Source organism: Aromatoleum evansii (assembly GCF_012910805.1).
GTDB classification, from domain to species: domain Bacteria; phylum Pseudomonadota; class Gammaproteobacteria; order Burkholderiales; family Rhodocyclaceae; genus Aromatoleum; species Aromatoleum evansii.
Map to the genome: position 1 here is coordinate 62,473 of NZ_WTVK01000020.1, position 23,269 is coordinate 85,741.

Below are 23,269 nucleotides of genomic sequence, written 5' to 3' on the forward strand. Positions count from 1 at the left end.
AGGCTGCGCCGCCGTGCCCGAAACGACCCGCGCTGTCGATTTGTGGACGATGGCCTGTCGGCCACCGGGCCGCTTGTCGTGGAAGAGTCTGACGACTTTCCCACCGCGCAGCCCTTCGCCCACAAGCTCCACAGCGCACCAAATATTTATATAAACCTCACTCCTCAAGATACAAAGGGGAAGGAACCTGCTAGTCGCGTCTTGCGAACTCCAACCGCGAGGAGGCTTTCGCGCCGCGCAATGGCCATTTCTCATTAAGAACGCACCACTGCACTAGAACCCGTCGATCCCACACATGGAGCCTGCCTTGTCGTGGCGCCGACAGTTGGAGACCAACACCTGCCCCGACAGCGGGTCCATGCCCTTGCAAGAGGCGACGAGCTGCGCCAGCGCCTCTATCAGGGGCAAAGTCGCGATCCAGCACATTCGCTGCCACCGGAAGGCTGTGCCTGGAGTTCGTGGTCGCCTTGTAACGCCGCTTGTGCCGCGCCCGGATGCCGTTCTCGCGCATCAGGCGCTCGATGCGCGGCAGGCCGATTCGGTAGCCGCGCCCACGCAACTCGGCGTGAATGCGTCGTGCGCCGTACGCCTGCCGAACCTCCTGGTGAATCGTGCGGATCAGAACCAACGCCTGCGCGTCGGTCAGTCGCTTGCGGTCCGGCCTCCCGCCGGCCTGCCAGGCCCGAAAGCCGCACTGGCTCACCGACAGGGCGCCGCACAGGACGGGCAGCGGGAAGGATCTGCGCTGCTTCTCGATCCAGGCATATTTCACTGCAGATCCTTCGCGAAATATGCCGCCGCTTTTTTTGTGATCTCCAGTTCCATCTCGAGTCGCGCTACTTGGGCGCGCAACCGGGACAGCTCCATCTGCTCGGCAGTGATCTGCTTGGCGCCGGCCGGGTTCAACTTGCCAGCCTTCGCCGCCTTGACCCAGTTACGCAGCGTCTGCTCGACCAGCCCCAGCTCTTCGGCGGCACGGGCGATGCTGCCGACCTCGTCGGCTCGCTTGACAACCTGCTCCTTGAACTCGGCCGTGTACACCTGCTTCGGGATGCGTTTCACGTCGTTCTTCCTCTCGTTGCGTCGATCCTACGACGACTACGTCGGAAGACGAAATTCGTGGGGCAGCTCAAATTCCGGAAGTACACAATTTCCGGCTCAAGGGCCGCGCATGGGACGCCGCTGCATGTGATCCAATTTGACGGCGCTTATGGCGGATACCTGCCATCGGTCGCAGTGTGCGCCCGTGCATGGACTGCAGGATCGCTCGGCTGGATGAATATGTCATCGTAGCCTGCGTGAGATTTGCGTGACTTCATTGATCTTCAAATCCTTCAGTGGCACGAGGAAAGCAACCTGGTGCAGCGAGCTCGGGCGCACCCTTGGGTTTCGCGAGTGGGGACTCCTCCGGGGCCGAACTTTCCATTGCGATTGTCGTCCGTTACAGTAAAGATTAACGACTACGTTAAGGAGGCAGTGATGCGTGCCAGCGATGTGGTCCCCATCAGCGAGGCTCGGGCTCGGCTGACCGAGCTTGCCGAAGAGGTGGTCGGCGGCGGGGCGGAAAAGGTCTTGACCAAGAACGGTGCGAGCTATGTAGCGATCGTCGATGCGCGCAAGCTCGACTACTACCACGCGCTCGAAGAGGAGCATGCGAGCCTGGTGCTGCTCGACGAGGCTGAGATCGGACTGCGCCAAGTCTTTGATGGCCAGGTCGGCACGGAAGCGGATCTCGACCGCCTGCTCGCGGATTGATTGGCAGTGACGTTACCTCAGCGGGCCACGGTCGTTGCCACGCCGAACTTCGCCGCCGGCCTGGACGAAGCGCGGGCGTTTTTCGCCGAACAGGACGAGGCCTCCGCCATGGAGCGTTTTCGTGCGCTTCGGGCGGAATTGCGCGAGATGGTCGAGACCCTGCGCTGGGCCCCGGCAGGCGGTCGCCCGGCGCGGTTTCTCGGCGGTCGGTCCGTTCAAGCGCGCATCCGTGCGCGGAAGGTCGAAGCGCTGGCGCACGAGGTCGGCTTGCCGCACTTGCGCGAATACGTGCTCAAGCAGCATGTGGTGCTGTACGCGCATTCGAGCGACCGGGTGGTGCTGTTGGCGTTGCGGCACCACCGGCAATTGAGCTACGTGGTTTGAGCAGGCGTGTTCAGCCTGAGTAGCCGTGTGACGGGAGGGCGCGCGTCGCACAGCGGACGCAGACGCCCGTTACCGCCATCCAAGCTCACTCGGGGCAGGGGCGTTGGACCGGGAGAGTGCGCCTGCAACAGCGGTCGGCTTATGCGGTCGTATTTGACGGATCGCCCTCCTTGTTCTTCATAAGATCGCGATGCGGTTTCGCGCCAATATTGGCGTCTGGAGGCGATGTTCTTACGAAAAAACCATCCTAAGTTACTGATTTGCTGGATTTGTGGGTGGGATTGTGGCTCCAGGTGTCACCGGTTCGATCCCGGTATGTCGCCCCAAGTAATCAAGGACTTGGGGAAGAGTAGCTAATCTACAAATCGCCAATCGTTCTACAAAACGGCTCGCAAATGGCGAGCCGTTTTCACTTTACGGGGCTTACTTTCTCGCCTCGACGCTTGCGGACATAGTGCTCGGTCATCTCATGCTTAGTGTGGCCGAGCAGCTTTTGCGCCTTGTCCAGCGCTTCCATGTCACATCAGCGCCGACGGCCGCATCGTACACGGTGTGGTCAACCGTGATGCCGTGCCGAGGCTGTTGCGATGGGCGTTGCAGGCGGGGCGTTCGGTATGCGAGGCGGACCTGGGAACGAACGCCGTCGGGTGCGTGTTGATGGAGCCACGCATGCACTTGGTGACACGTAGCGAACACTTCCTGCGCATGCTGAGTCCGCTGGTATGCCTGGCCGTGCCGATCCATGGACCGCAAGGGGAGTTGGCCGGGGTGGTCGACGTCTCGGGGATGGGGGTATCGATCGATTCGTCGGTGGTGCACCGCCTGTGCACGACGGCGCGTCAGATCGAGAACGACCTGCTGTTGCGCCTGCCCGACCGGGTCGTCCTTCATCTGAACGATGACCCGCGGCTCGCGGGCACGGCCTATGAGGGGTTGATTTCGCTCGACGAGACGCGCAGCACCTGTCTGCTCAACGCGGCGGCGCGCCGACTGCTGGGGTTCGATGGAGAGGAGGGGGGCGTGATCAACGCCGAGCGGCTGTTCGATCGCACGGACTGGCAACGACTGATGTCCGACGCGAGCTCGCGCAAGCCCGTGCGGCCGATACGCGACCGCCGGGGATATCTGCTGCATGCCGGTTGGTTCGAAAGGCACGCTGTACGCTCGACCTCGCGTGTAATCGCGCGGGCCGAGCAGCCGTTGCGTGCTGAGGCGGAGGCCGGCCTGCCGGTGGGCAAGGATCCACGCATCGCCTCGATCCTGCGCACCGGCGTGAAGGCGCTGGAACGGGGCGTGCCACTGATTCTGGAGGGCGAGAGTGGTACCGGCAAGGAGGTCATGGCGCAGGCCATCCACATGAACTCGAACCGTGCTGAAAAGCCGCTGGTGGCGATCAACTGCGCCGCTATCCCGGAAGGTTTGATCGAGGCCGAACTGTTCGGCTACGTAGATGGCGCGTTCACAGGTGGGCGCCGTGGCGGCTGCCCGGGCAAGATCTCACAGGCTCGCGGGGGCACACTGTTCCTCGACGAGATCGGTGATATGCCGCTGAGCTTGCAGACGCGGCTGCTTCGCGTGCTGCAGGAGCGCCAGTTCACCCCCGTGGGCGGGCTGCATCCGGTATCGGTGGAGTTTGCGTTGATCTGCGCCACGCATCGCCATCTGTCGGGGGCGGTCGAGCAGGGCGTGTTCCGTGGTGACCTGTTCTACCGTATTGACGGATTGTCGCTGCGTTTGCCGGCCCTGCGCGAGAGGCAGGACCTCGCGGACCTGACCCAGCGCTTCCTGCGCGAGTGTAGCGAGGGTGGCGATGCGGTGACGCTGGACGACGAGGTGTACGGTTTGTTCGCGGCGTATTCCTGGCCGGGCAACATCCGGCAACTGCGCAACGTCATACGTGCCTCCGCCGTGCTCGCCGGCGAGAAGGCCCGTATCGGGCTGGGCGATCTGCCCGAGGCGTTGAGGCGCGAACTCGGTCTGGATGGTGCGCTCATCGAGGCCGTCGGCGAGACACCCTTGGACGTGGCCGAGATAGAGACGATCCGCCGCATCCTGGCATCGGTGGACGGCAACGTCACCCGGGCAGCCGCGGTGCTGGGGTGTCGCGATCGACCTTGCATAAGCGGCTTCGTCGCTTCGGACTGCGTTGAGTGCCGCAAACGTTCGAACCGATGTCGTTGCCCGCTGCCATGTCGATCGCTTCACGCAAGAAAGCTCCCCGGGGACATGCGTAAGCGCTGGTAGTCGTCATTGCAAGGCCTGGTCCAAGACAAGGCAAGTGGTGCTCGCGTGGGCGTAGAGCTTGCCGTCCGGGCCGACAAGCCGGCCTTCCGCAGTCGCCACCTGGCGGCCGCCGTGGACCAGCCGGCCTTCCGCGCGTACCAGCGGCACCGCGTCGGTGAGTGCGCGGACGAGATTGAGCTTCAGTTCCAGGGTCGTGTAGACCTTGCCCGCCGGCAGCGTGGAATGCACGGCGCATCCCATGGCACTGTCGAGCAGGGTCGCGAACCAGCCGCCGTGCACCGTGCCCATCGGGTTGTAGTGGCTGAAGCCAGGCTGTCCCTGGAATACCGCGAATCCGGGCTCGATGCGAAGCAGGGTGAAGTCGAGCGTCGCAGCCATCGGCGGGGGCGGGATCTCGCCGGCCAGGAGCGCCTGGAATATCTGTAATCCGCTGCGCCCGGCGAGCTGGGCGGGTGAGGCCACGCCGGGATGTGCCTGGAGGCGGGCGCGCACGGCCGCTTCCTCGGCCCGCCAGCGGCCAAGCGTTTCTTCGGGATTCATCGCGTCGACGGGTACTTTCATGAGTTCGACTCCTTGAGGTGTGCGTCCTTCGGCGGGCGACGGCGGCCACGAGACACGCCGATCGCGGCTGCGATGCTGCGGTCGCTCGCCGTACGATGTGGAACGGCTCACAGACTCTCACCCGAGCTTCCGAGGATCGAGCGGCGCGCGCGCTCGTGCGGGTCGATCGTCGGCTGCGATCCCGTCGCGAGTGCGGGCCGGAACGAGCCGCCCGTCACGGGCGACGCGAGGATTAGCTGACGCGCGAGCGCATGCGGATCCGTCGGCGCCAGCGTCGCGGTTGCCGTCGTGCTGCGGATGGCTGCCGAATGTTGCGTCACGCTCAGAATCAACTGCCGTGCCTGTTCGTGAGGGTCCGGCGTGCGACCGGGATCGGCCAGCGCGGTGTGGGCGGAAATGACGAGGGCGATGCCGGACAAGGCCAGAATCGATTTCATGGTGAGTCTCCTGTTGGGGGGCAGCAGTCGGCGGGCGGTAGCGTTGGCGTTTGGCACCGATCGGCCGGGAAATGCGCGTCATCCGTTCATGGCGCGCGGCAAGATGGCCTGGTGCGGCGGGCGTGGCGTCGCCCAGGTGAGGATCACGAGGGCTTGTTCGCCCAGCCCGAGACAACGCTGATGCGCCCGTGATAGCACGCATGAAGTGTTTGTCATGGCCATTTCATTTACCTGTGGTCGTTGGTGGAGAGCTTGGTGGTGGAGAGGTCGCTGTAGAGGCGATCGCTGCTGGCATGTGGTGCATCCCATCCACCCCCCAAGGCCCGGAAGGAGGCGATGGCGGCACGCGCAACCTCCGTTTGCGCCTGTGCCTTCGCGTCGCGCGCCTGCAGCAGGTTGCCGTCGGCATCGAGCACCTCGATCAGGCTGACGACGCCACCCTGGTAGGCGGCAAACGAGTTTTCGCGCGCACGGACGAGCGCCGATTCACCCCGCGTCAGAATGCCGACCTGGGCCTCGCGTTTGACGAGGGCGGAGAAGGCGTTCTCGACATCCTCGGCCGCCCGCAACACGGCCAAGCGGTAGGCCGCCAGGGCTTCGGCCTCCTGGCCGCGCGCGGCGGCGATCTGCGCGTCGACGCGGCCGAAGTCGAACAGGCGCCAGCGCAGTCCGAGGACACCCTGGGCCTGGCTGGCGGCCCCGGTGAAGAGGGTGCCGCTCGCGATCGCGGTGGCGCTGCCCACCAGCGCGGCGAGCGAGAACTTGGGGTAGTACTCCGAGACCGCCACGCCGATGCGCGCATTGGCTGCAGCAAGTTGCCGCTCGGCGACGATGAGATCCGGCCTACGCCGAATCATCTCGGCCGGGGTGCCGGTTTCGGCCAGACCCGGGGCAACCGGAACCGGCACCACCGGGGCCAGCTCCGTGCGGTAGGTTCCCGGCTGCACCCCGAGCAGCACGTCCAGCGCGTTCATCGCCGAATCGAGGCCGGCTTCCAGCACGGGGATCTGCGCCTCGGCCTGGGTGAGCGAACCCTCGGCCTGGTTCATCTGGAGCTCGGCCGCGACCCCCTTCTCGTACTGGAGCCTGACCATGGCGAGCAACTGGCGGCGGGTCTCCACCTGCTGTCTGGCGATCGCGATGCGCGCCTGCAGGCCCCGGACCGAGACGTACACGTCCGCCGTCTGCGCGGCCACGGCGAGCCGTGTCGCCACCGCGCCGGCTTCGGAGGCCTCGTAGGCGGCGCGTGCCGCCTCCTGCCCGCGCCGCAGACCGCCGAACACGTCGATCTCCCAGCTCGCACCGACGTTGGCCTCGTAGGCGCTGCCGCTGCGGTCGAAGCCCGGTGTGGCGTCGAGCACTTGCCCCAGCGGGGTCTCGACGGACTGGTAGGCTCTTGCAGCGTTTACACTTAGGTTGCCGGCCGGCAGCAGTGCCGCATCGGCGTAGCGTAACGACGCGCGCGACTGGGCGACGCGTGCCGCCGCTTGCGCGATGTCCAGGTTTTGATCGAGGGCCAGGGAGACGAAGTGCGTCAGCAGGGGATCATTGAAGGCAGCCCACCAGGCCCGAAGGTCCGCCTTGTCCTGAACCTGCCGGTGATCGATACCTTCCTGTCCGAGGAAGGTGGACGACAGCGCGATCTCGGGCTGCCGGTAGTCGGGCCCGACGGCGCAGCCCGTCAACGCGCCGATACTCAGGACAAGGGCGAGGGAGCGGGGGTAGGCGAGCATGAGAGTCCTTCGGGGAGTTGAACTGTTGTGGTGACTAAACACAATATTAGTCACTCTATTGTGACTGTCAACTAAAAGAGTCACTGGTTGCAAAGATAGAGCATGCGAGGTATTGTTTTCCCATGAATGAAATCCAGTCTTCCTCCCCCCAGTCGCGGGGCCCTGCCGACCACAGCGTTCGAGACCAGATCGTGGAGGCGGCCGGCGAGCACTTCAGCCATTACGGTTACGAGAAAACCACCGTCTCCGATCTGGCCAAGGCGATCGGTTTTTCCAAGGCCTATATCTACAAGTTCTTCGATTCCAAGCAGGCCATCGGCGAGGCGATCTGCGCCAAGACCTTGAGCGCCATCGTCGCGGCAGTCGAAGAGGCGGTGGCTGGCGCGAGCACGCCGACGGAAAAATTCCGCAGAATGTTCAAGACCTTGGTGTCGACAGGCGTGAGTCTCTTCTTCAACGAGCGCAAGCTGTACGACATCGCCGCGTACTCGGCCGGCGAGGGGTGGCCGTCCGCCCGCGCCTACTGCGAGCGCATCCGCGAGATCCTGACGGAAGTGATCCGCGAAGGGCGGGAGAGCGGCGAATTCGAGCGCAAGACGCCGCTGGACGAGACGGTGCATGCGATCGATCTGGTCATGCAGCCGTATGTGAATCCGCTCCTGCTCCAGTACAACCTCGATGTTGCCGAGGAGGCCCCGGCGCAGCTTTCGAATCTGGTGCTGCGCAGCCTGGCACCGTAGAGAGTCGCATAATGTTGATAGTGACTATTGACAAAAGTAGTCACTAGACGGAGGATGGAGGCATTCGTTTTCACGGAGGTCGCCATGCTTCAGCGCCGTAGTCTTCCCTTCCTTACCGTCGTCGGTCTGTTGCCCTTGGCTCTGGCCGCATGCAGCGACGCCACCTCTTCAGTCGATCCGCGGACCCAGACTCCCCTCGTGCGGGTGGGGGCGGTGGAGGCCGCCGTCCAGACCGAGCGTTCATTTACCGGCATCGTTGCCGCGCGGGTGCAGAGCGACCTGGGGTTCCGTGTTCCCGGCAAGATCCTGGAGCGCCTGGTCGATACCGGGCAGGCCGTCAGGCGCGGCCAGCCGCTGATGCGCATCGACCCGACCGATCTGCGGCTCGCCACGCGCGCCCATGACGAGGCCGTTGCCGCCGCCACGGCGCGCGCGCGCCAGACCGCCGACGATGAGGCGCGATACCGAGATCTGGTCGCGGGGGGCGCGGTGTCGGCCTCGGCCTACGACAAGATCAAGGCCGCCGCCGAGTCGGCCCGGGCGGAGCTCAAAGCGGCCCAGGCCCAGGCCGACGTCGCGCGCAACGAAACCGGCTACACGGTCCTGCTCGCCGATGCGGACGGCGTGGTTGTGGAGACCCTGGCGGAGCCGGGCCAAGTCGTCGGCGCCGGGCAGGTGGTCGTCCGGGTGGCCCATGCCGGGCGCCGCGAAGCGGTCATCGAACTTCCCGAAACCCTGCGTCCGGCGGTGGGATCGGCGGCGCGCGCGACCTTGTATGGCAGTGGGCTCACGGGCGCCGCGAAACTGCGCCAATTGTCGGACGCCGCCAACCCCCAGACGCGCACCTTCGAGGCGCGCTATGTGCTGGAGGGGCGCCTGGCGGGCGCGCCGCTGGGCTCGACCGTGTCCATCGAGATTCAACGCGACCGCTCCACGCCGACACTCCAGGTGCCGATCGGTGCGCTCTTCGATCCGGGCAAGGGGCCCGGCGTATGGCTGGTCCAAGGGCAGGGGGGCCAAGGGCAGGGGCCCCAGGTCACCTGGCGCGCCGTGCAGGTGGCCGGCCTCAGTGGTGAATCCGCTGCGATCGCCAGTGGCCTCGCGGCGGGCGATCGTGTCGTCGTGCTCGGAGCCCATCTACTGCACGAAGGCGAGCTGGTACGGCTGGCTGACGGCGACGTCGCACAAAGCGTGGCTGCGGCCGGTGGAGAAGTGGAATGAATGCGTTCAACCTCTCCGCCCTCGCGGTACGCGAGCGCTCGGTCACCCTGTTTCTGATGCTGGCGATCTTCGTCGCCGGCGTCGTGGCCTTTCTGACCTTGGGGCGGGCGGAGGACCCCGCCTTTACCATCAAGCAGATGACCGTGATCAGCGCCTGGCCCGGGGCGACCGCCAAGGAGATGGAAGAACTGGTCGCCGAGCCCCTGGAAAAGCGCATGCAGGAACTGCGCTGGTATGACCGGACGGAGACCTTCACGCGACCGGGGCTGGCTTTCACCACGGTGTACCTGCTCGACAGCACGCCGCCTGCCGAGGTCCCCGAGCAGTTCTATCAGGTGCGCAAGAAGCTCGGCGACGAGGCGCTCAAGCTGCCGCGCGGCGTCATCGGCCCGATGGTGAACGACGAGTACGCTGACGTGACCTTTGCGCTCTACGCAGTGAAAGCGAAGGGGGAGCCCCATCGGCACCTGGTGCGCGATGCCGAAACCATGCGCCAGCGCCTGCTGCACGTGCCCGGCGTCAAGAAGGTGAACATCATCGGCGAGCAGGCCGAACGGATCTTCGTCGAGTTCTCCCATGACCGCCTGGCGACCCTGGGCATCTCCCCGCGCGACCTCTTCGCTGCGCTGAACGGGCGCAATGTCATGACGCCCGCCGGTTCGATCGAAGCCAAGGGTCCGCAGGTCTTCATCCGCCTGGACGGTGCCATCGACGATCTGGAAGCGATCCGCAATACGCCGGTCGCGGCGCGCGGCCGGACCCTGAAGCTCGGCGACATCGCCGAGGTGAAGCGGGGCTACGAGGATCCGGCCACCTTCCTCATCCGCAACAACGGCGAACCGACCTTGCTGCTCGGCGTGGTCATGCGCGAGGGCTGGAACGGCCTCGATCTCGGCCAGGCGCTGGAGGCGGAAGCGGCGGCGATCAACGCCGAGATGCCGCTCGGCATGAGCCTGTCCAAAGTAACGGACCAGTCGGTCAATATCCACTCGGCGGTCGGCGAGTTCATGGTCAAGTTCCTGGTCGCGCTCGGCGTGGTGATGCTGGTGGGCTTCCTCAGCATGGGCTGGCGCGCCGGCATCGTGGTTTCGGCGGCAGTTCCCCTGACCCTGGCCGTGGTCTTCATCATCATGGCGGCCACCGGCAAGAACTTCGACCGCATCACGCTGGGCTCGCTGATCCTGGCCCTCGGGCTGCTGGTCGACGACGCGATCATCGCCATCGAGATGATGGTGGTGAAGATGGAGGAAGGCTACGACCGCATCCGCGCCGCGGCCTATGCCTGGAGCCACACTGCCGCACCGATGCTGGCCGGAACGCTGGTGACGGCGATCGGCTTCATGCCGAACGGCTTCGCCAAGTCCACCGCCGGCGAGTACACCGGCAACATGTTCTGGATCGTCGGCATTGCCTTGATCGCCTCGTGGATCGTAGCCGTCGTGTTCACGCCCTACCTGGGGGTGAAACTGCTGCCGAATTTTAAGAAACACGAAGGAGGACTCGGAGCGATCTACGCCACGCCGAACTACCAGCGCTTCCGCCGCCTGCTGGGCTGGGTGATCCGGCGCAAATGGCTGGTCGCGGCGAGCGTGATCGGCGCCTTCGTCGTCGCGATCCTGGGCATGGGCGTGGTCAACAAGCAGTTCTTCCCGACCTCCGACCGGCCCGAGGTGCTTGTCGAGGTGCAGATGCCGTATGGGACCTCAATCGAGCAAACCAGTGCCGCGACGGCGAAGGTCGAAGCCTGGCTTGCGCAGCAGAAGGAGGCCAGGATCGTGACGTCCTACATCGGCCAGGGCGCTCCACGCTTCTTCCTGGCGATGTCACCTGAATTGCCCGATCCGTCGTTCGCCAAGATCGTGGTGCTCGCGGGCAATGACAAGGAACGGGAAGCCCTCAAGTTCCGGCTGCGCCAGGCAGTGGCCGACGGCTTGGCGCCCGAGGCGCGGGTGCGCGTGACGCAGATCGTGTTCGGCCCCCCTTCGCCATTTCCCGTGGCCTACCGCGTCATGGGGCCGGACCCGGACAAGCTGCGTGACATCGCGGGAGAGGTGCGTGGCATCATGCAGGCCTCCGCACAGATGAGAACGGTCAACACCGACTGGGGCGAGCGCGTGCCCACACTGCATTTTTCGCTCGACCAGGATCGCCTGCAGAGCATCGGCTTGACGTCCACCGATGTAGCGCAGCAGCTTCAGTTCCTGTTGAGCGGCATCCCGGTCACCGATATGCGCGAGGACATCCGTTCGGTACAGGTCACTGCCAGATCGGCCGGAAGCACACGGCTCGATCCGAGCCGGATCGCCGATTTCACCCTGGTTGGCGCCACCGGTCGGCGGATCCCGCTGTCGCAGATCGGAAAAGTGGACGTGCGCATGGAAGATCCGATCCTGCGCCGCCGCGATCGCACGCCGACCATCACCGTGCGTGGTGATATCGCCGAGGGCTTGCAGCCGCCGGATGTATCCACCGCCGTATTCCAGGAGCTTCAGCCCATCATCGCCAAACTGCCGGCCGGTTACCGGATCGAAATGGCCGGCTCCATCGAGGAATCGGGCAAGGCGAACCGCGCCTTGGCGCCGATCTTCCCGATCATGATCGCGCTGACCCTGATCACCATCATCTTCCAGGTCCGCTCGATCTCCGCGATGACGATGGTGTTCGCCACGGCGCCGCTGGGCGTCATCGGGGTCGTGCCCACCCTGCTGTTGTTCCAGCAGCCGTTCGGCATCAACGCGCTGGTCGGTCTGATTGCGTTGTCCGGGATCCTGATGCGCAACACGCTGATCCTGATCGGCCAGATTCGCGGCAACGAGAAGGACGGATTGGCGCCCTTCGATGCCGTGGTCGAGGCCACCGTGCAGCGCGCGCGCCCGGTCATCCTGACCGCGCTCGCCGCTATCCTGGCGTTCATCCCGCTCACCCAGTCGGTGTTCTGGGGAACGCTGGCCTATACCTTGATCGGCGGCACCTTCGCCGGGACGGTTCTGACCCTGGTGTTCCTGCCGGCCATGTATTCCATTTGGTTCAAGATCAGGCCGGCGGCGTGGGCTGGGCAGGCTGAAGCCGTTTCCGGGATGCAAACGGAGCCTGTCGCAGCCTAGAAGGAATCGGCGCGCCGGCCCCCGCAACACAGGCGACCGGTAGGCGCCTGAAGACGACTGGACCCGGTCAGAAACTGGGCGTTTTTTCTAAGGTATGCTTCTCACGCTTTGGCGCCCATCTCCAGATGCCTATTCCTTGCGCGGGTGAGCTTCGGCCCCTGTCGTCTGCTTTCGGTCAGGCACTTGGTGAGTGAGGCGCGACGACCGAGATTGGTAGCCTGATGGTGCGGGGGATGAACGACCGAAACGAGTCCGCGATGGAACGCATTCGGCGAAGATAACCATAATCAAATGGAGATGCGGAGGATTCATCCGTGATGAAATTCGAACGTGATGCCCTTGGAATACAGGCTGGCTGGCCATGCAGACACCCCGACCGTCACTGAATGCCCTGCGCGCGTTTGAGGCGGCGGCACGGTTGCGTAGCATGACGGCGGCGGCCGAAGAGCTATCGGTGACGCATGGCGCCGTCAGTCGCCATATAAGGGCTCTCGAGGAGTTGCTTGGAGTGACGTTGCTGATCCGGGGGCCGCACTCCACCGATCCGACGGTCGAGGGTGCGCGCTTGGCCGAGGGCCTGGCGGCAGCGTTCGCGCAGATCCAGGCCAGCATTGAGCAATTGAAGCCCGGCCCGCTGACGCTGTCTTGCTCGACGTCGATCATGATGTATTGGCTGATGCCGAGGATCTCACGCTTCCACGAGCGGCACCCGGACGTCGAACTGCAGTTCAACATGAACTTCGGTCGCTTCGATGCGGTACGGGACAAGATCGCGGTCGCAATCCGCAATACGGTGATCGAGCCACCGCCGGATGTCGTCGTCCGCGAACTGGCTGTCGAGCATATTGGCCTCGTATGTTCACCGGAGTACATGCGGTCGGCGCGGCTGCGCTCCTTCGATGATCTGGCAGCAGCGCGACGACTGGCGCCGAAGACGAGACCGCAAGCGTGGCAGGATTGGGCCTCGGCTTTTGGGTACCAAGGCCCTGAACTGTCCGTGAGTGACTACTATGATCACTTCTATTTGATGATTCAGGCCGTGATCTGTGGCCTCGGCATAGCCGCTGTGCCGCGCATGCTGGTCCTGGACGATCTGCGTTCCGGAAAACTCGTTGCCCCCTTCGGTTTCGCCCCAGGCCCATACAAGTTGGTCCTGTGGCTTGCGCCGCACGCTAGTTCCAGGCCAGATGCGCGGGCGCTCGCTCAGTGGTTGAGCGAGGAATTGAAGGAAACCTGCGGGAATGACGAGAGCACCTCAGCGCCGCCAGCGCTGAGTGTGCAAGACGCGCTCAAGGTGAACTCGAGCCGTCGAAACCCAGCAACGCGATCGCCAGTGAAGCTGCGGAAAGAAGGCGGCGCATAGCCGATAGTGTGGAGCATCAGCGCAACGCACTCTTCAGTGCATTAGTGCTTCGCACACACGGTCGCAATACATTTGAGCGACATGTTGGATGCCCCCCCCGCGAGCCGGCTCATCCGCTGTTCCTCAAGCCGGCGGCGATGCCGTTGATCGACAGGTGGATGCCGCGGCGGATGCGTTCGTCGTCGGCGCCTTCGCGGTGGCGGCGCAGAAGTTCGACCTGCACGTGGTTGAGCGGGTCGAGGTAGGGGAAGCGGTTACGGATCGAGCGTTTGAGCAGTGGGTTGGCGTCCAGCAGCTCGCGTTGGCCGGTGATCTTCAGCAGCGCGGCGACGGTCGCCTCGTGCTCGGCGCGGATGCGCGGGAAGATCGCCTCGCGCAAGGCTACATCGCTCACGAGGCCGGCGTAGCGGCTGGCGATGGCGATGTCGCTCTTGGCGAGCACCATGTCCATGTTGGACAGCAGCGTCGCGAAGAAGGGCCACTCGCGGTGAATCGCGCGCAGGCGTTCGAGTCCGGCGGCGCCGTGGCGGCCGACGTAAGCCTCGACGGCGGCGCCGAAGCCGAACCAGCCGGGCAGCATCAGGCGGCACTGCGACCAGCTGAAGACCCAGGGGATCGCGCGCAGGTCCTCGATCGCGAAGTTCTTCTTGCGCGCGGCGGGGCGCGAGCCGATGTTGAGCTGGGCGATTTCGTCGACGATGGTCGATTCACGGAAATAGGTCTCGAAGCCGTCCGTCTCATAGACCAGCGCGCGGTAAGCGCGGAAGGCCGAGTCGGAGAGTTCGTCCATGGCTTCCAGGAACTCCGCCCGCGGCGCCGGTTCCTTGCCGGCGAGCAGCGTGGCTTCGAGGGTCGCGGCGACCAGCACCTCGAGGTTGCGGCGGCCGACTTCGGGGTTGCCATATTTCGCGCCGATCACCTCGCCCTGCTCGGTGAGGCGGATCTGGCCCTGCACCGCGCCGCCGGGTTGCGCGAGGATGGCCTGGTAGCTCGGCCCGCCGCCGCGCCCGACCGAGCCGCCGCGGCCGTGGAAGAGGCGCAGGCGCACGCTGTGGCGGCGGAAGACCTCGACCAGCGCGATCTCGGCCTTGTACAGCTCCCAGCCGGAGGTGAGGAAGCCGCCGTCCTTGTTGGAGTCGGAGTAGCCGAGCATGACTTCCTGCGTCTGGTCGCGCGAGGGGAGGAGGCGCTTCCAGGTCGGTAGCGAGAGCAGGCGGTCCATCACCGGGCCGCTCGCCTGCAGGTCGGCGATGGTCTCGAAGAGGGGAATGACGTTCACCGCGAGGGTGCCGGTGCGCGGATCGAGGAGGCCCGCTTCCTTCAGGAGCAGCGCGACTTCGAGCAGGTCAGAGACGCCGTCGGCCTTGGAAATGATGCAGTTGGGCACCGACGCCGGGCCGTAGCGCCGGTGCGCCTCGCGCGTCATGGCGAAGATGGTAAGCTCCGACGCCGTTTCGGCCGAGTAGGCGTAGTGCGGCGAGTTGAGCGGGCGCGCGGTGGCGAGTTCGTCGAGCAACAGCGCGACGCGCTTCATCTCGCCCAGTTGCAGGTAGTTCGTGCCGGGATGAGCCACTTCGAGCAGTTCGGCCACCACGCGCTCATGCACCTCGGCGTTCTGGCGCAGATCGATCGGCGCGAGATGGAAGCCGAACACCGACACGGCACGACGGATGTGGCGGAGCCGCCCACGGGCGAGTTCGGCCGAGCCGTGGGCGACGAGCGAGTCATGCACGACGTCGAGATCGGCGGCGAGCGCCGCGGGGCTTGCGTAGGGTTCGACCGCGGCGGTCGTGTCGGGGCCGCCGCACAGGCACTCGCGGGTCGCCTGCACGCGGGCACGGATGCCTGCGACGGCGCGGCGGTAGGGCTCATCGCTGCGATGGGGCGAGCGGTCCGGCGAGGCGTCCGCGAGCGCAGTCAGCGCGTCGGACACAGGCACGAGAAGCGCGGCCAGCGAGAGTTGCGAGGCGAGGATCCCGAGTTCGGCGAGGTAGTGCTCGAGCACGCGTTCGCACTGCATGCGCAGCGCCTTGTCCAGCATGTCGGCGGTCACGTAGGGGTTGCCGTCGCGGTCGCCGCCGATCCAGCTGCCGACCTGCAAGAAGGATGGAAACTCGCGTCCGGCGAGCGTGTGGTCGCGTTCGGCCAGTGCGTCCTCGACGGCGGCATGCAGGCGCGGGACTTCGCGCAGGAAGGTGGTGTCGTGGTAGCCGAGGCCGTTGTTGACCTCGTCGACGACCGACAGCTTGGCCGGGCGCAGCATGCGTGTCTGCCACAGCGTCAGCACGCCGCGGCGCAGCGCGTCGTGGTTCTCGCGGCGCTCTTCCGGTGTGAGCGTCATGCGGTCGCGCTGGTCGAGCAGGCGCGCGATCGCGGTCTGGCAGTTGAGGATGCTCTTCCTCTGGACTTCGGTGGGGTGGGCGGTGAGGACCGGCACGATCTGCGCGCTGGTGAAGAAATCGGACAGGGCGGTGGCGTCGAGGCCTGCGTCGAAGGCGCGGCTCATCGCCAGCGCGAGGCTGCCTTCGCGCGGCTCGGAACCGGCGATCAGGTGCGCGCGCGAGCGGCGGATGTGGTGCTGGTCCTCGGCGAGGTTCGCGAGGTGGGAGAAGTAGCTGAAGGCGCGCACGACGTGCAGCGTGTCTTCGCGCGAGAGGCGGTCGAGCGCGGCCTCCAGTTCGTCGCGCGCGCCGTGGTCGGCGTCGCGGCGGAAGCGGATCGAGTCGCGGCGGATGCGTTCGATGAGCTCGAACACCGCTTCGCCTTCGCGGGCGCGCACCGTGTCGCCGAGCAGCCGCCCGAGCAGGCGGATGTCGTCGCGCAGGGCCTGGTCCTTGTCGGGGTTCAGATCAGCGGGGAGGGCAGCGTTCACGGCAAGGCTCCGGAAAGCGAACGGCCCGCCGCGCGGGCTGGCCGAGGGGAATATAAAGGACCGGCACCACCGCCAGGGAGTGAGCGTTAATGCGATGCCGGTTGGAGAGCAATCGTTAGGTCGCGGCGTTCAGCGTGACGCGAAGGCCTTGGTGCCCGCGAAGCGCGCGTCGGCGCCCAGTTCGCGTTCGATCGCGAGCAGGCGGTTGTACTTCTCGACGCGGTCCGAGCGGCTCGCCGAGCCGGTCTTGATCTGGCCGCAGGCGGTAGCGACCGCGAGGTCGGCGATGGTCGTATCGCTCGTTTCGCCCGAGCGGTGCGAGGCCATTGATGCGTAGCCGGCGCGGCGCGCCATCTCCATCGCCGCGAGCGTCTCGCTGAGCGTGCCGATCTGGTTGGGCTTGATCAGGATGGCGTTGGCGATGCCCTTCTCGATGCCCTTGGCGAGAATCTCGGTGTTGGTGACGAAGAGGTCGTCGCCGACGAGCTGCACGCGGCGGCCGAGGCGGTCGGTGAGCACGCCCCAGCCGGCCCAGTCGTCTTCGGCCATGCCGTCCTCGACGCTGACGATAGGGTAGTCGCCGACGAGGTCCGCGAGGTAGCCGCAGAACTCGGCGCACGAGAAGCGCTGGCCTTCGCCTTCGAGGCGATATTCACCGTCATGGTGGAACTCGGACGCGGCGCAGTCGAGTGCGAGCGCGATCTGCGTGCCGGGCGTGTAGCCGGCGCGCGCGATCGCTTCGAGGATCAGGTCCAGCGCTTCGCGGGTGCCGCTGACGTTGGGGGCGAAGCCGCCCTCGTCGCCGACCGAGGTCGGGTAGCCCTTCTTGTCGAGGAGATTCTTCAGCGCATGGAAGACGCCGACGCCGGCGCGCAGCGCGTCGCCGAAGCGATCGAAGCCGTGCGGCACGATCATGCATTCCTGGATGTCGAGACTGTTGTTCGCGTGAGCGCCGCCGTTCATCACGTTCATCAGCGGCACCGGCAGCGTGAAGCCGCGCGCGGCGTCGCCGAGGTGGCGGTAGAGCGGGATGCCCTGCGTGTTGGCGGCGGCGTGGGCGGTCGCGAGCGACACGGCCAGCAGCGCGTTGGCGCCGAGGCGCGACTTATCTGGACTGCCGTCGAGTTCGCACAGCAGCGCGTCGATGGCGCCCTGGTCGCGCGCATCGCGGCCTTTCAGCGCGGCGGCGATGGGGCCTTCGACGTTGGCGAGGGCCTTGGTGACGCCCTTGCCGCCGAAGCGGGTGGCGCCGCCGTCGCGCAGTTCGAGCGCTTCACGCGCACCGGTGGAGGCGCCGGAGGGGACGGCGGCGGTGCCGGCATGGCCGGAGTCGAGGCGGACGGTGGCCTGCAAGGTCGGGTTGCCGCGGGAGTCGAGGATTTCGAGGGCTTCGATCGAGGTGATGGCGGTCATGGTCGTAGCGGGGCGTATTCGCAGTTGGACGGCAGGAAAAAGGGGCCAGTATCGGTCTGGAGAGCGGTGATACCGGCCCCGTAAGAACGTAACGACTTCGCGGTTACAGGGCGAAGCGTGAATTTACGAAGTTCGACTTGTTGCCGAGCATGATGCTTCTTCGATGCCTGGGCCTGCTTCGCGGCGACCATCGTGCGGATCAGCACCCGCCCGATGACCTTGCCCGAGCTCATGGTGTTCTCCCTTATGTTTCTCGGGTGTCGGGCGGGGCATCAGGCGCCCGAACCGGCGGGCCAGGCGAGCCGCAGGAGGTTGGTGCTGCCCGGGGTGCCGAAGGGCACCCCGGCGGTAACGACGACCGCCTGGCCGGGCACGGTCAGCCCTTCGTTGCGGCAGTGTTCGAGGGCGACGCTAACGATCTCCTCGACCGCACAGGCATCCGGCGAGCGCCGCGAGCGCACTCCCCACACCAGACACAGTCGGCGTGCCACCGCCTGAGACGGCGTAAGTCCGAGAATCGGCGAGCGCGGCCGCTGGTGCGCGATGCGCAGCGCAGTGGCACCTGAGGCGGTAAAGGCGACCGTGGCCGACAGCGGCAGCGTTGCGGCGACGGCTCGGATCGCGGTGCCTATGGCGTCGGTCGAGGTTTCCCTGGGGTCGGCCGCGACGGCTTCCATCAGTTGGCGTTGCAGCGGATCGGCCTCGGTGCTGGCGATGATGCGGCTCATCATTGCCAGCGCTTCGGCCGGGTAGCGGCCGGAGGCCGTTTCAGCCGACAGCATCACCGCATCGGCGCCGTCGAACACCGCTGTGGCGACGTCGGAGGCCTCCGCGCGGGTCGGTGTCGGCGCCGAGATCATCGACTCGAGCATCTGAGTGGCCACCACCACGGGCTTGCCGGCACGTCGGCACAAACGCACGATTCGCTTCTGCAGGCCCGGTACATCCTCCGGCGGCAGCTCCACGCCGAGGTCGCCGCGCGCCACCATGATGCCGTCGGCTAATTCGATGATCGCGTCCAGGTCCTGAAGCGCGGACGGTTTCTCGATCTTGGCCATCAGGAGCGCACGGTCACCAATCAACTCACGGGCCTCCACGAGATCCGCCGCGCGCTGCACGAAGGACAGCGCCACCCAATCGATGTCGAGCTCAAGACCGAAGGCAAGGTCGCGCCTGTCCTTGGCGGTCAGCGCCGACAACGGTAGCGCCACGTCCGGCACATTGACTCCCTTGCGGTCGGAGAGGCGGCCATCGGTCTGCGCCTCCATGTACAGGACCCCTTCGTCCTTGGCGACGACCTTCAGCCGCATCTTCCCGTCATCGATCAGCAGCACGTGACCGGGGCCGACTGCGGCGATGATCTCCGGGTGGGGGATAGAGACCCGGGTGGCATCACCCGGGGTGGGATCGAGGTCGAAGCGGATGCGGTCACCGCGTGCCAGCGTAACGCCGCCCTCGGCAAAAGTGCCAAGCCGCAGCTTCGGCCCCTGCAGGTCGATCAATACGCCTATCGGGCGGCCGAGGCTTTCCTCCAGGGCCCGGATCCGCTGGCAAACGGCGCGGTGGTCGTCGTGGCTGCCGTGGCTGAAGTTGAGGCGGAAGGCATCCGCCCCAGCCTCGACGAGGGCGCGCAAAGTGTTGTTGTCGGCGCTCGCGGGGCCGACTGTTGCGAGGATCTTGGTGTTTTTACCTGGCATGGTCGCTCTAACGCCGCTTCGGCGGCCAAGGGGTTACGGGGGAGATGCTGTCGCGGCTTCCCGCCGCGGCAGTAACGGTCAGAACAGTCGATACCAGAGCGACAGCTGCGGAACGTAGGTTATCAACGCCATCAACACGAGGCAGGCCAGCAAGAACCACCCAAGGTGCCGGAGCAGCTCAATGATCGGCACCCGGTTGGTCCGCGCGGCGACGTAGAGATTGGCAGCCAGCGGCGGCGTCAGCAGGCCGAGCTCGATGTTTGTCACCAGAATGATCGCGAAGTGAATTGGGTCGATGCCGTACTTCGCTGCAGTCGGTGCCAGCAGAGGTCCCATCAGCAGCGTCGCTGCGTTGGTCTCCATGAACATGCCGACAACGAGCAGGATGACGTTCACGACCAGCAGAAACACGAGCGGGCTGTCGGTCACCGTGATTGCCCATGCAGCGATCGACTGTGGCACCTGTTCGAGCACCATGGCACGGTTGAAGATGCTGGTGAAGCCGATGATGACCAGGATCGCCGCGGCCGATAGCGCCGCACTCAGAAAAATCTTCTCCAGGTCGCGTGGTCCGACTACACGGTTCACGACCGTAACCAGCAGAGCGTAGAGCGCTGCGACGGCAGCTGCCTCGGTTGGCGTGAAAATGCCGGAATAGATGCCTCCGAGGACCAGTACCGGCAGCATCAGCGCCGGCAGCGCCTTGAAGAAGACGCTCGAACGCCGCGCGACGATCGCGGGAACGGACGCCTCCTTGGAGCCGACGGCTGCGGCAGACCTCTCCTTGCCGTCAGGGAGCACGCGGCTTGCCAGCGACGCATGCACGATCATGAACGCGACAATCATGACAATGCCTGGCATCAGCGAGGCCAGGAACAGCTGCGTGATCGAGACGCCGACAATCGAGCCGTAAAGGATCAGCGGAATCGACGGTGGGATCAGCACGCCGAGGAGGCCGGCCGAGGCATTGAGCGCGGCGGTGTAGCCAGGCGAGTAGCCGCGATCGATCATTTCCTTGCCGACCGTGCTGCCAATCGCCGCCACCGTAGCCACCGACGAGCCGGTGATGGCTCCCATCAGCGCGCTCGACAGCACCATCACGTGGCCAAGATGCGCTCGAAAACGGCCAATCAACACGTCGCACACGGCAGTGAGCTGGCGAATCAGGCCGCCATGGCTCATCAACTGGCCGCCGAGCAAGAACAGCGGGATCGCGAGCAACGGGAAGACGGTGACGGTGTCATAGGTAATCGAGGGTAGCACCGACCAGTCGACGTTCCAGCGCTCGGCGTTGGCGATGACCAGCAGGGTGAAGGCGATGCCAACCGGTACGCCGCACAACAAGATCAGAATGAGAGAGGTACCGAGAATCATGAGAGCTCCTCGAGAACTGGCGGTTCATCGTTGGCGGCACGGAGCAGTTCCGCGACCGCATGCAGCAGCACCAGAACCATGCCGAGCGGAAAGAAGAAGGCCGGAATGGCGACGGGTGTGCCGAGGTCGAGGCCGCGTTCGCCAGAGCTGAGCGCAGCTTGGAAGAACTCCAGTGACGTGTGGAAGTACACGGCGCCGAAGACGATCATCGCCAGGGCGACGACTATCCGGCCAAGCCGGCGCACCTGGCGGTTATTGACGTGGTGGATGATGTCAACGGCAATGTGCGACCCGGTGTAGGTGCACATCGCCGCGCCGACGAAGGTCAGCGGCGCCATCGCGAATATGGCGATTTCCCCTACATCGGGAACGGCCAGATTGAAATAGCGCACCACGACGCTGACGCTGACCGCCAGCAGCATGGCGACAAGCGAAGTGATGCAAACCCACTTCTCCGCCCGAAAGACCTGTCGTTCGACGGACAGGAACAGGCTACTTGCGCGTTGGAGTGCTGACATGGCGGCTTCCATCACTGCTTCCGCGCGGCGGCGGCCTCTTGGCGAAGGGTGGCGATGCGCTCGGCGCCGTAGGTCGAGGCGAGCTTATCCCACACGTGCTGCCCCACCTTCTCGAACGCGGCCATCGACTGCGCCGACGGGCGGATCAGCTTGATGCCGCCATCCTGAATCTTCTGCAAAAACTGAGCGTTCAGCTCGCGGTTCTTCTGTATCTGCTTCTTGGTGACCTCGGCGGCCGTGTCGGTCAGGATCTGCTTCTCGGCAGCGGACAGCTTCGACCAGAAGCGTGAGCTCGACGCCACGGCACCCATCGCATAGACGTGGTTGGTCAGCGTCATGTACTTCTGCGTCTCGAAGAGGCGCGACTCGTAGGTGATGCTGGCGCCGTTGTCCTGGCCGTCCACGGTCTTCTGTTGCAGCGCGGTGAACAACTCCGAGAACGGCATCACCACGACCTGCGTGCCTGCATCCTCGAAGAACGTCTTGATCGCGGCCGAGCCGGGCACGCGCAGCTTTAAGCCCTTCAGGTCGGTCGGATTTTCTACCGGCCGATCGGAGTTGGTTACAGCGCGGAACTCCAGTTCAAAGAAGCCGAGGGTCTCGATGTTCAGCTTGCCGAGCGTCTCACGCAGCGTTGTCTGCAGCACCCCTTTGGGGTTGTAGAAGATTGCGTCGGCCGTCTTGAAGTCGTTGGCGATGTAAGGCAGATAATGGATGTCGAGCAGCGGGTTCAGTCCGGCGAGCGAGCCGGGGTTGAGCAGTGCAAGTTCGAGCGAGCCGCGCGACAGTTCGCGTGCCTGCGCCTGCTCTCCGCCAAGCTGGTTGGCCGGGAAGACAGTAATGCTGATCTTGCCATTGGTGCGTTCGCCGACCAGCTTGGCGAACTCCTGCGCCGCTTGGTCCATCGTGCTGTTGGCGGCAAAGACGTGTCCCATCCTGGCCTTGATGTCTTGTGCCGCAGCGGGTGTGACAATAAAGGCCGATGCCAGTGCGAGCGAAATGCTGGCAATGAAGTTGCGCTTGTTCATGTGTCTCCTCCTTGGATTTGCGTAAAAAAGTCAAATGCCCCTGGCGCCGGAGGCCAGGAAGCCTCCATCGACCGGCAGGGTGACGCCGGTCACGTAACCGGCTTCTTCCGACACCAGGTACATCACTGCCGCCGCGATTTCTCCGGTCGTCCCATAGCGGTTCATGGGGATTGCGTTCGAGTATTCGCGGCGGAACTGGTCTGTATGCAGCGCTCGCGTCATCGGCGTGTCCACCGGTCCGGGAGCGACGGCGTTAGCGGTTACTCCGTGCTCGGCGAGTTCGACCGCCATCTGCCGTGTCAGCGCGATCACCGCGCCCTTCGATGTGCCATAGGCGGTACGTCCGGTACCGACCGCACGCATGCCGGCCACGGAGGCGATGTTGACGATTCGCCCCCACTTGCGTCGTGCCATCAGTCGTGCCGCCTGCTGGCAGCACAAGAAGGCACCGGTGACGTTGACCGCCATCGTCGCGGCGAAGTTATCCAGCGGGAAATCGAGGAACGGAAAGACCTTGGCGATGCCGGCCGAGTTCACCAGTACGTCGCAGCGCCCGTGACGCCGATCGATATCGGCAAACGCACCGGCCACCGAATCGGGATCGCTGACATCAATTGTCTGCGCCTCGGCCGTGCCGCCTTTCGCGCGCAGGTCGGCGGCGGTTGCCTGAGCGGCAGCCTCATCGCGATCCGCGACGATGACGATCATTCCCGCTGCGGACAGACGCTGGCAGACCTCGGCGCCGATGCCCATGGCACCGCCGGTGACGACCGCGACGCGCTTTTCTGTAGTGGATTGCTGCATGGTCTCGATTCCTTTCAAGTG

The 23,269-nt window shown here is 65.4% G+C and carries 18 protein-coding genes and 1 pseudogene; 7 read left to right on the forward strand and 12 right to left on the reverse strand.

Going from position 1 to position 23,269, the window contains the following annotated elements; all coding sequences use genetic code 11:
• Positions 1-400: 400 nt before the first annotated feature.
• A pseudogene (locus GO615_RS28875) lies at positions 401-1,062 on the reverse strand (IS3 family transposase); the annotation flags it as partial.
• Between the two features lie 417 nt (positions 1,063-1,479).
• Between GO615_RS28875 and GO615_RS12310 the strand changes: the two are divergent.
• From GO615_RS12310 to GO615_RS12320, 3 genes are all read left to right on the forward strand, one after another.
• Positions 1,480-1,755 (forward strand): type II toxin-antitoxin system Phd/YefM family antitoxin, encoded by a 276-nt coding sequence (locus GO615_RS12310; protein WP_169128380.1) that lies wholly within the window; start codon positions 1,480-1,482, stop codon positions 1,753-1,755.
• A 6-nt stretch (positions 1,756-1,761) separates the two neighbouring features.
• Positions 1,762-2,139 carry a type II toxin-antitoxin system RelE/ParE family toxin gene (locus GO615_RS12315; RefSeq protein ID WP_339380023.1) on the forward strand — a complete coding sequence of 126 codons (378 nt, stop codon included), beginning with the start codon at positions 1,762-1,764 and terminating at the stop codon, positions 2,137-2,139.
• Positions 2,140-2,808: 669 nt separating this feature from the next.
• Positions 2,809-4,383 (forward strand): sigma-54-dependent Fis family transcriptional regulator, encoded by a 1,575-nt coding sequence (locus GO615_RS12320; protein ID WP_169128384.1) that lies wholly within the window; start codon positions 2,809-2,811, stop codon positions 4,381-4,383.
• A gap of 3 nt (positions 4,384-4,386) precedes the next feature.
• Here the strand turns inward: GO615_RS12320 and GO615_RS12325 are convergent, their stop codons facing one another.
• The 3 genes from GO615_RS12325 to GO615_RS12335 all read right to left on the reverse strand — a co-directional run bounded on the left by GO615_RS12325 (position 4,387) and on the right by GO615_RS12335 (position 7,114).
• The gene (locus GO615_RS12325) at positions 4,387-4,944 is read right to left on the reverse strand and encodes a PaaI family thioesterase (RefSeq protein WP_169128386.1); all 558 of its coding nucleotides are present in this window, start codon (positions 4,942-4,944) and stop codon (positions 4,387-4,389) included.
• Positions 4,945-5,051: 107 nt separating this feature from the next.
• Positions 5,052-5,381, reverse strand: a complete 330-nt coding sequence (locus tag GO615_RS12330; protein WP_169128388.1) for a hypothetical protein — start codon at positions 5,379-5,381, stop codon at positions 5,052-5,054.
• Positions 5,382-5,608: 227 nt separating this feature from the next.
• Positions 5,609-7,114: an efflux transporter outer membrane subunit gene (locus tag GO615_RS12335; protein WP_169128390.1), complete on the reverse strand. Its 1,506-nt coding sequence runs from the start codon at positions 7,112-7,114 to the stop codon at positions 5,609-5,611.
• A 191-nt stretch (positions 7,115-7,305) separates the two neighbouring features.
• Here GO615_RS12335 and GO615_RS12340 point away from each other — a divergent pair, with 191 nt between their 5' ends.
• The 4 genes from GO615_RS12340 to GO615_RS12355 all read left to right on the forward strand — a co-directional run bounded on the left by GO615_RS12340 (position 7,306) and on the right by GO615_RS12355 (position 13,542).
• Complete coding sequence (locus tag GO615_RS12340) at positions 7,306-7,854, forward strand: TetR/AcrR family transcriptional regulator (protein ID WP_339380019.1); 549 nt, start codon at positions 7,306-7,308, stop codon at positions 7,852-7,854.
• An 84-nt stretch (positions 7,855-7,938) separates the two neighbouring features.
• On the forward strand, positions 7,939-9,075 hold the full coding sequence (locus GO615_RS12345) for an efflux RND transporter periplasmic adaptor subunit (RefSeq protein WP_169128394.1): 1,137 nt from the start codon (positions 7,939-7,941) through the stop codon (positions 9,073-9,075).
• The gene (locus GO615_RS12350; RefSeq protein WP_169128396.1) at positions 9,072-12,179 is read left to right on the forward strand and encodes an efflux RND transporter permease subunit; all 3,108 of its coding nucleotides are present in this window, start codon (positions 9,072-9,074) and stop codon (positions 12,177-12,179) included. Before GO615_RS12345 ends, GO615_RS12350 begins: the two co-directional genes overlap by 4 nt.
• Before the next feature lie 361 nt (positions 12,180-12,540).
• A complete protein-coding gene (locus tag GO615_RS12355; protein WP_169128398.1) occupies positions 12,541-13,542 on the forward strand; it encodes a LysR substrate-binding domain-containing protein in 1,002 nt (333 codons plus the stop codon).
• 109 nt (positions 13,543-13,651) lie between these two features.
• Here GO615_RS12355 and ppc read toward each other — a convergent pair whose 3' ends face one another.
• The 8 genes from ppc to GO615_RS12395 all read right to left on the reverse strand — a co-directional run bounded on the left by ppc (position 13,652) and on the right by GO615_RS12395 (position 23,248).
• Positions 13,652-16,390, reverse strand: a complete 2,739-nt coding sequence (gene ppc / locus GO615_RS12360; RefSeq protein WP_169128430.1) for a phosphoenolpyruvate carboxylase — start codon at positions 16,388-16,390, stop codon at positions 13,652-13,654.
• A 153-nt stretch (positions 16,391-16,543) separates the two neighbouring features.
• Positions 16,544-17,827: a phosphopyruvate hydratase gene (gene eno / locus GO615_RS12365; protein ID WP_169128400.1), complete on the reverse strand. Its 1,284-nt coding sequence runs from the start codon at positions 17,825-17,827 to the stop codon at positions 16,544-16,546.
• Positions 17,824-18,060, reverse strand: coding sequence for a hypothetical protein (locus GO615_RS12370; protein WP_169128402.1), 237 nt, complete (start codon positions 18,058-18,060; stop codon positions 17,824-17,826). The genes eno and GO615_RS12370 overlap by 4 nt, the downstream gene beginning before the upstream one ends.
• 39 nt (positions 18,061-18,099) lie before the next feature.
• On the reverse strand, positions 18,100-19,524 hold the full coding sequence (pyk, locus tag GO615_RS12375; RefSeq protein ID WP_169128404.1) for a pyruvate kinase: 1,425 nt from the start codon (positions 19,522-19,524) through the stop codon (positions 18,100-18,102).
• A gap of 78 nt (positions 19,525-19,602) precedes the next feature.
• Complete coding sequence (locus tag GO615_RS12380; RefSeq protein ID WP_169128406.1) at positions 19,603-20,898, reverse strand: TRAP transporter large permease; 1,296 nt, start codon at positions 20,896-20,898, stop codon at positions 19,603-19,605.
• Complete coding sequence (locus GO615_RS12385; RefSeq protein WP_169128408.1) at positions 20,895-21,428, reverse strand: TRAP transporter small permease; 534 nt, start codon at positions 21,426-21,428, stop codon at positions 20,895-20,897. Before GO615_RS12385 ends, GO615_RS12380 begins: the two co-directional genes overlap by 4 nt.
• On the reverse strand, positions 21,428-22,444 hold the full coding sequence (locus GO615_RS12390; RefSeq protein WP_169128410.1) for a TRAP transporter substrate-binding protein: 1,017 nt from the start codon (positions 22,442-22,444) through the stop codon (positions 21,428-21,430). The genes GO615_RS12385 and GO615_RS12390 overlap by 1 nt, the downstream gene beginning before the upstream one ends.
• 30 nt (positions 22,445-22,474) lie before the next feature.
• A complete protein-coding gene (locus GO615_RS12395) occupies positions 22,475-23,248 on the reverse strand; it encodes an SDR family NAD(P)-dependent oxidoreductase (protein WP_169128412.1) in 774 nt (257 codons plus the stop codon).
• Positions 23,249-23,269: the final 21 nt, after the last annotated feature.

Coding starts and splice junctions, on each gene's coding strand:
- GO615_RS12310 (WP_169128380.1), top strand. CDS start 1,480: ATGCGTGCCAGCGATGTGGTCCCCATCAGCGAGGCTCGGGCTCGGCTG.
- GO615_RS12320 (WP_169128384.1), top strand. CDS start 2,809: ATGCACTTGGTGACACGTAGCGAACACTTCCTGCGCATGCTGAGTCCG.
- GO615_RS12325 (WP_169128386.1), bottom strand. CDS start 4,944: ATGAAAGTACCCGTCGACGCGATGAATCCCGAAGAAACGCTTGGCCGC.
- GO615_RS12330 (WP_169128388.1), bottom strand. CDS start 5,381: ATGAAATCGATTCTGGCCTTGTCCGGCATCGCCCTCGTCATTTCCGCC.
- GO615_RS12335 (WP_169128390.1), bottom strand. CDS start 7,114: ATGCTCGCCTACCCCCGCTCCCTCGCCCTTGTCCTGAGTATCGGCGCG.
- GO615_RS12345 (WP_169128394.1), top strand. CDS start 7,939: ATGCTTCAGCGCCGTAGTCTTCCCTTCCTTACCGTCGTCGGTCTGTTG.
- GO615_RS12350 (WP_169128396.1), top strand. CDS start 9,072: ATGAATGCGTTCAACCTCTCCGCCCTCGCGGTACGCGAGCGCTCGGTC.
- GO615_RS12355 (WP_169128398.1), top strand. CDS start 12,541: ATGCAGACACCCCGACCGTCACTGAATGCCCTGCGCGCGTTTGAGGCG.
- eno (WP_169128400.1), bottom strand. CDS start 17,827: ATGACCGCCATCACCTCGATCGAAGCCCTCGAAATCCTCGACTCCCGC.
- GO615_RS12370 (WP_169128402.1), bottom strand. CDS start 18,060: ATGAGCTCGGGCAAGGTCATCGGGCGGGTGCTGATCCGCACGATGGTC.
- pyk (WP_169128404.1), bottom strand. CDS start 19,524: ATGCCAGGTAAAAACACCAAGATCCTCGCAACAGTCGGCCCCGCGAGC.
- GO615_RS12380 (WP_169128406.1), bottom strand. CDS start 20,898: ATGATTCTCGGTACCTCTCTCATTCTGATCTTGTTGTGCGGCGTACCG.
- GO615_RS12385 (WP_169128408.1), bottom strand. CDS start 21,428: ATGGAAGCCGCCATGTCAGCACTCCAACGCGCAAGTAGCCTGTTCCTG.
- GO615_RS12390 (WP_169128410.1), bottom strand. CDS start 22,444: ATGAACAAGCGCAACTTCATTGCCAGCATTTCGCTCGCACTGGCATCG.
- GO615_RS12395 (WP_169128412.1), bottom strand. CDS start 23,248: ATGCAGCAATCCACTACAGAAAAGCGCGTCGCGGTCGTCACCGGCGGT.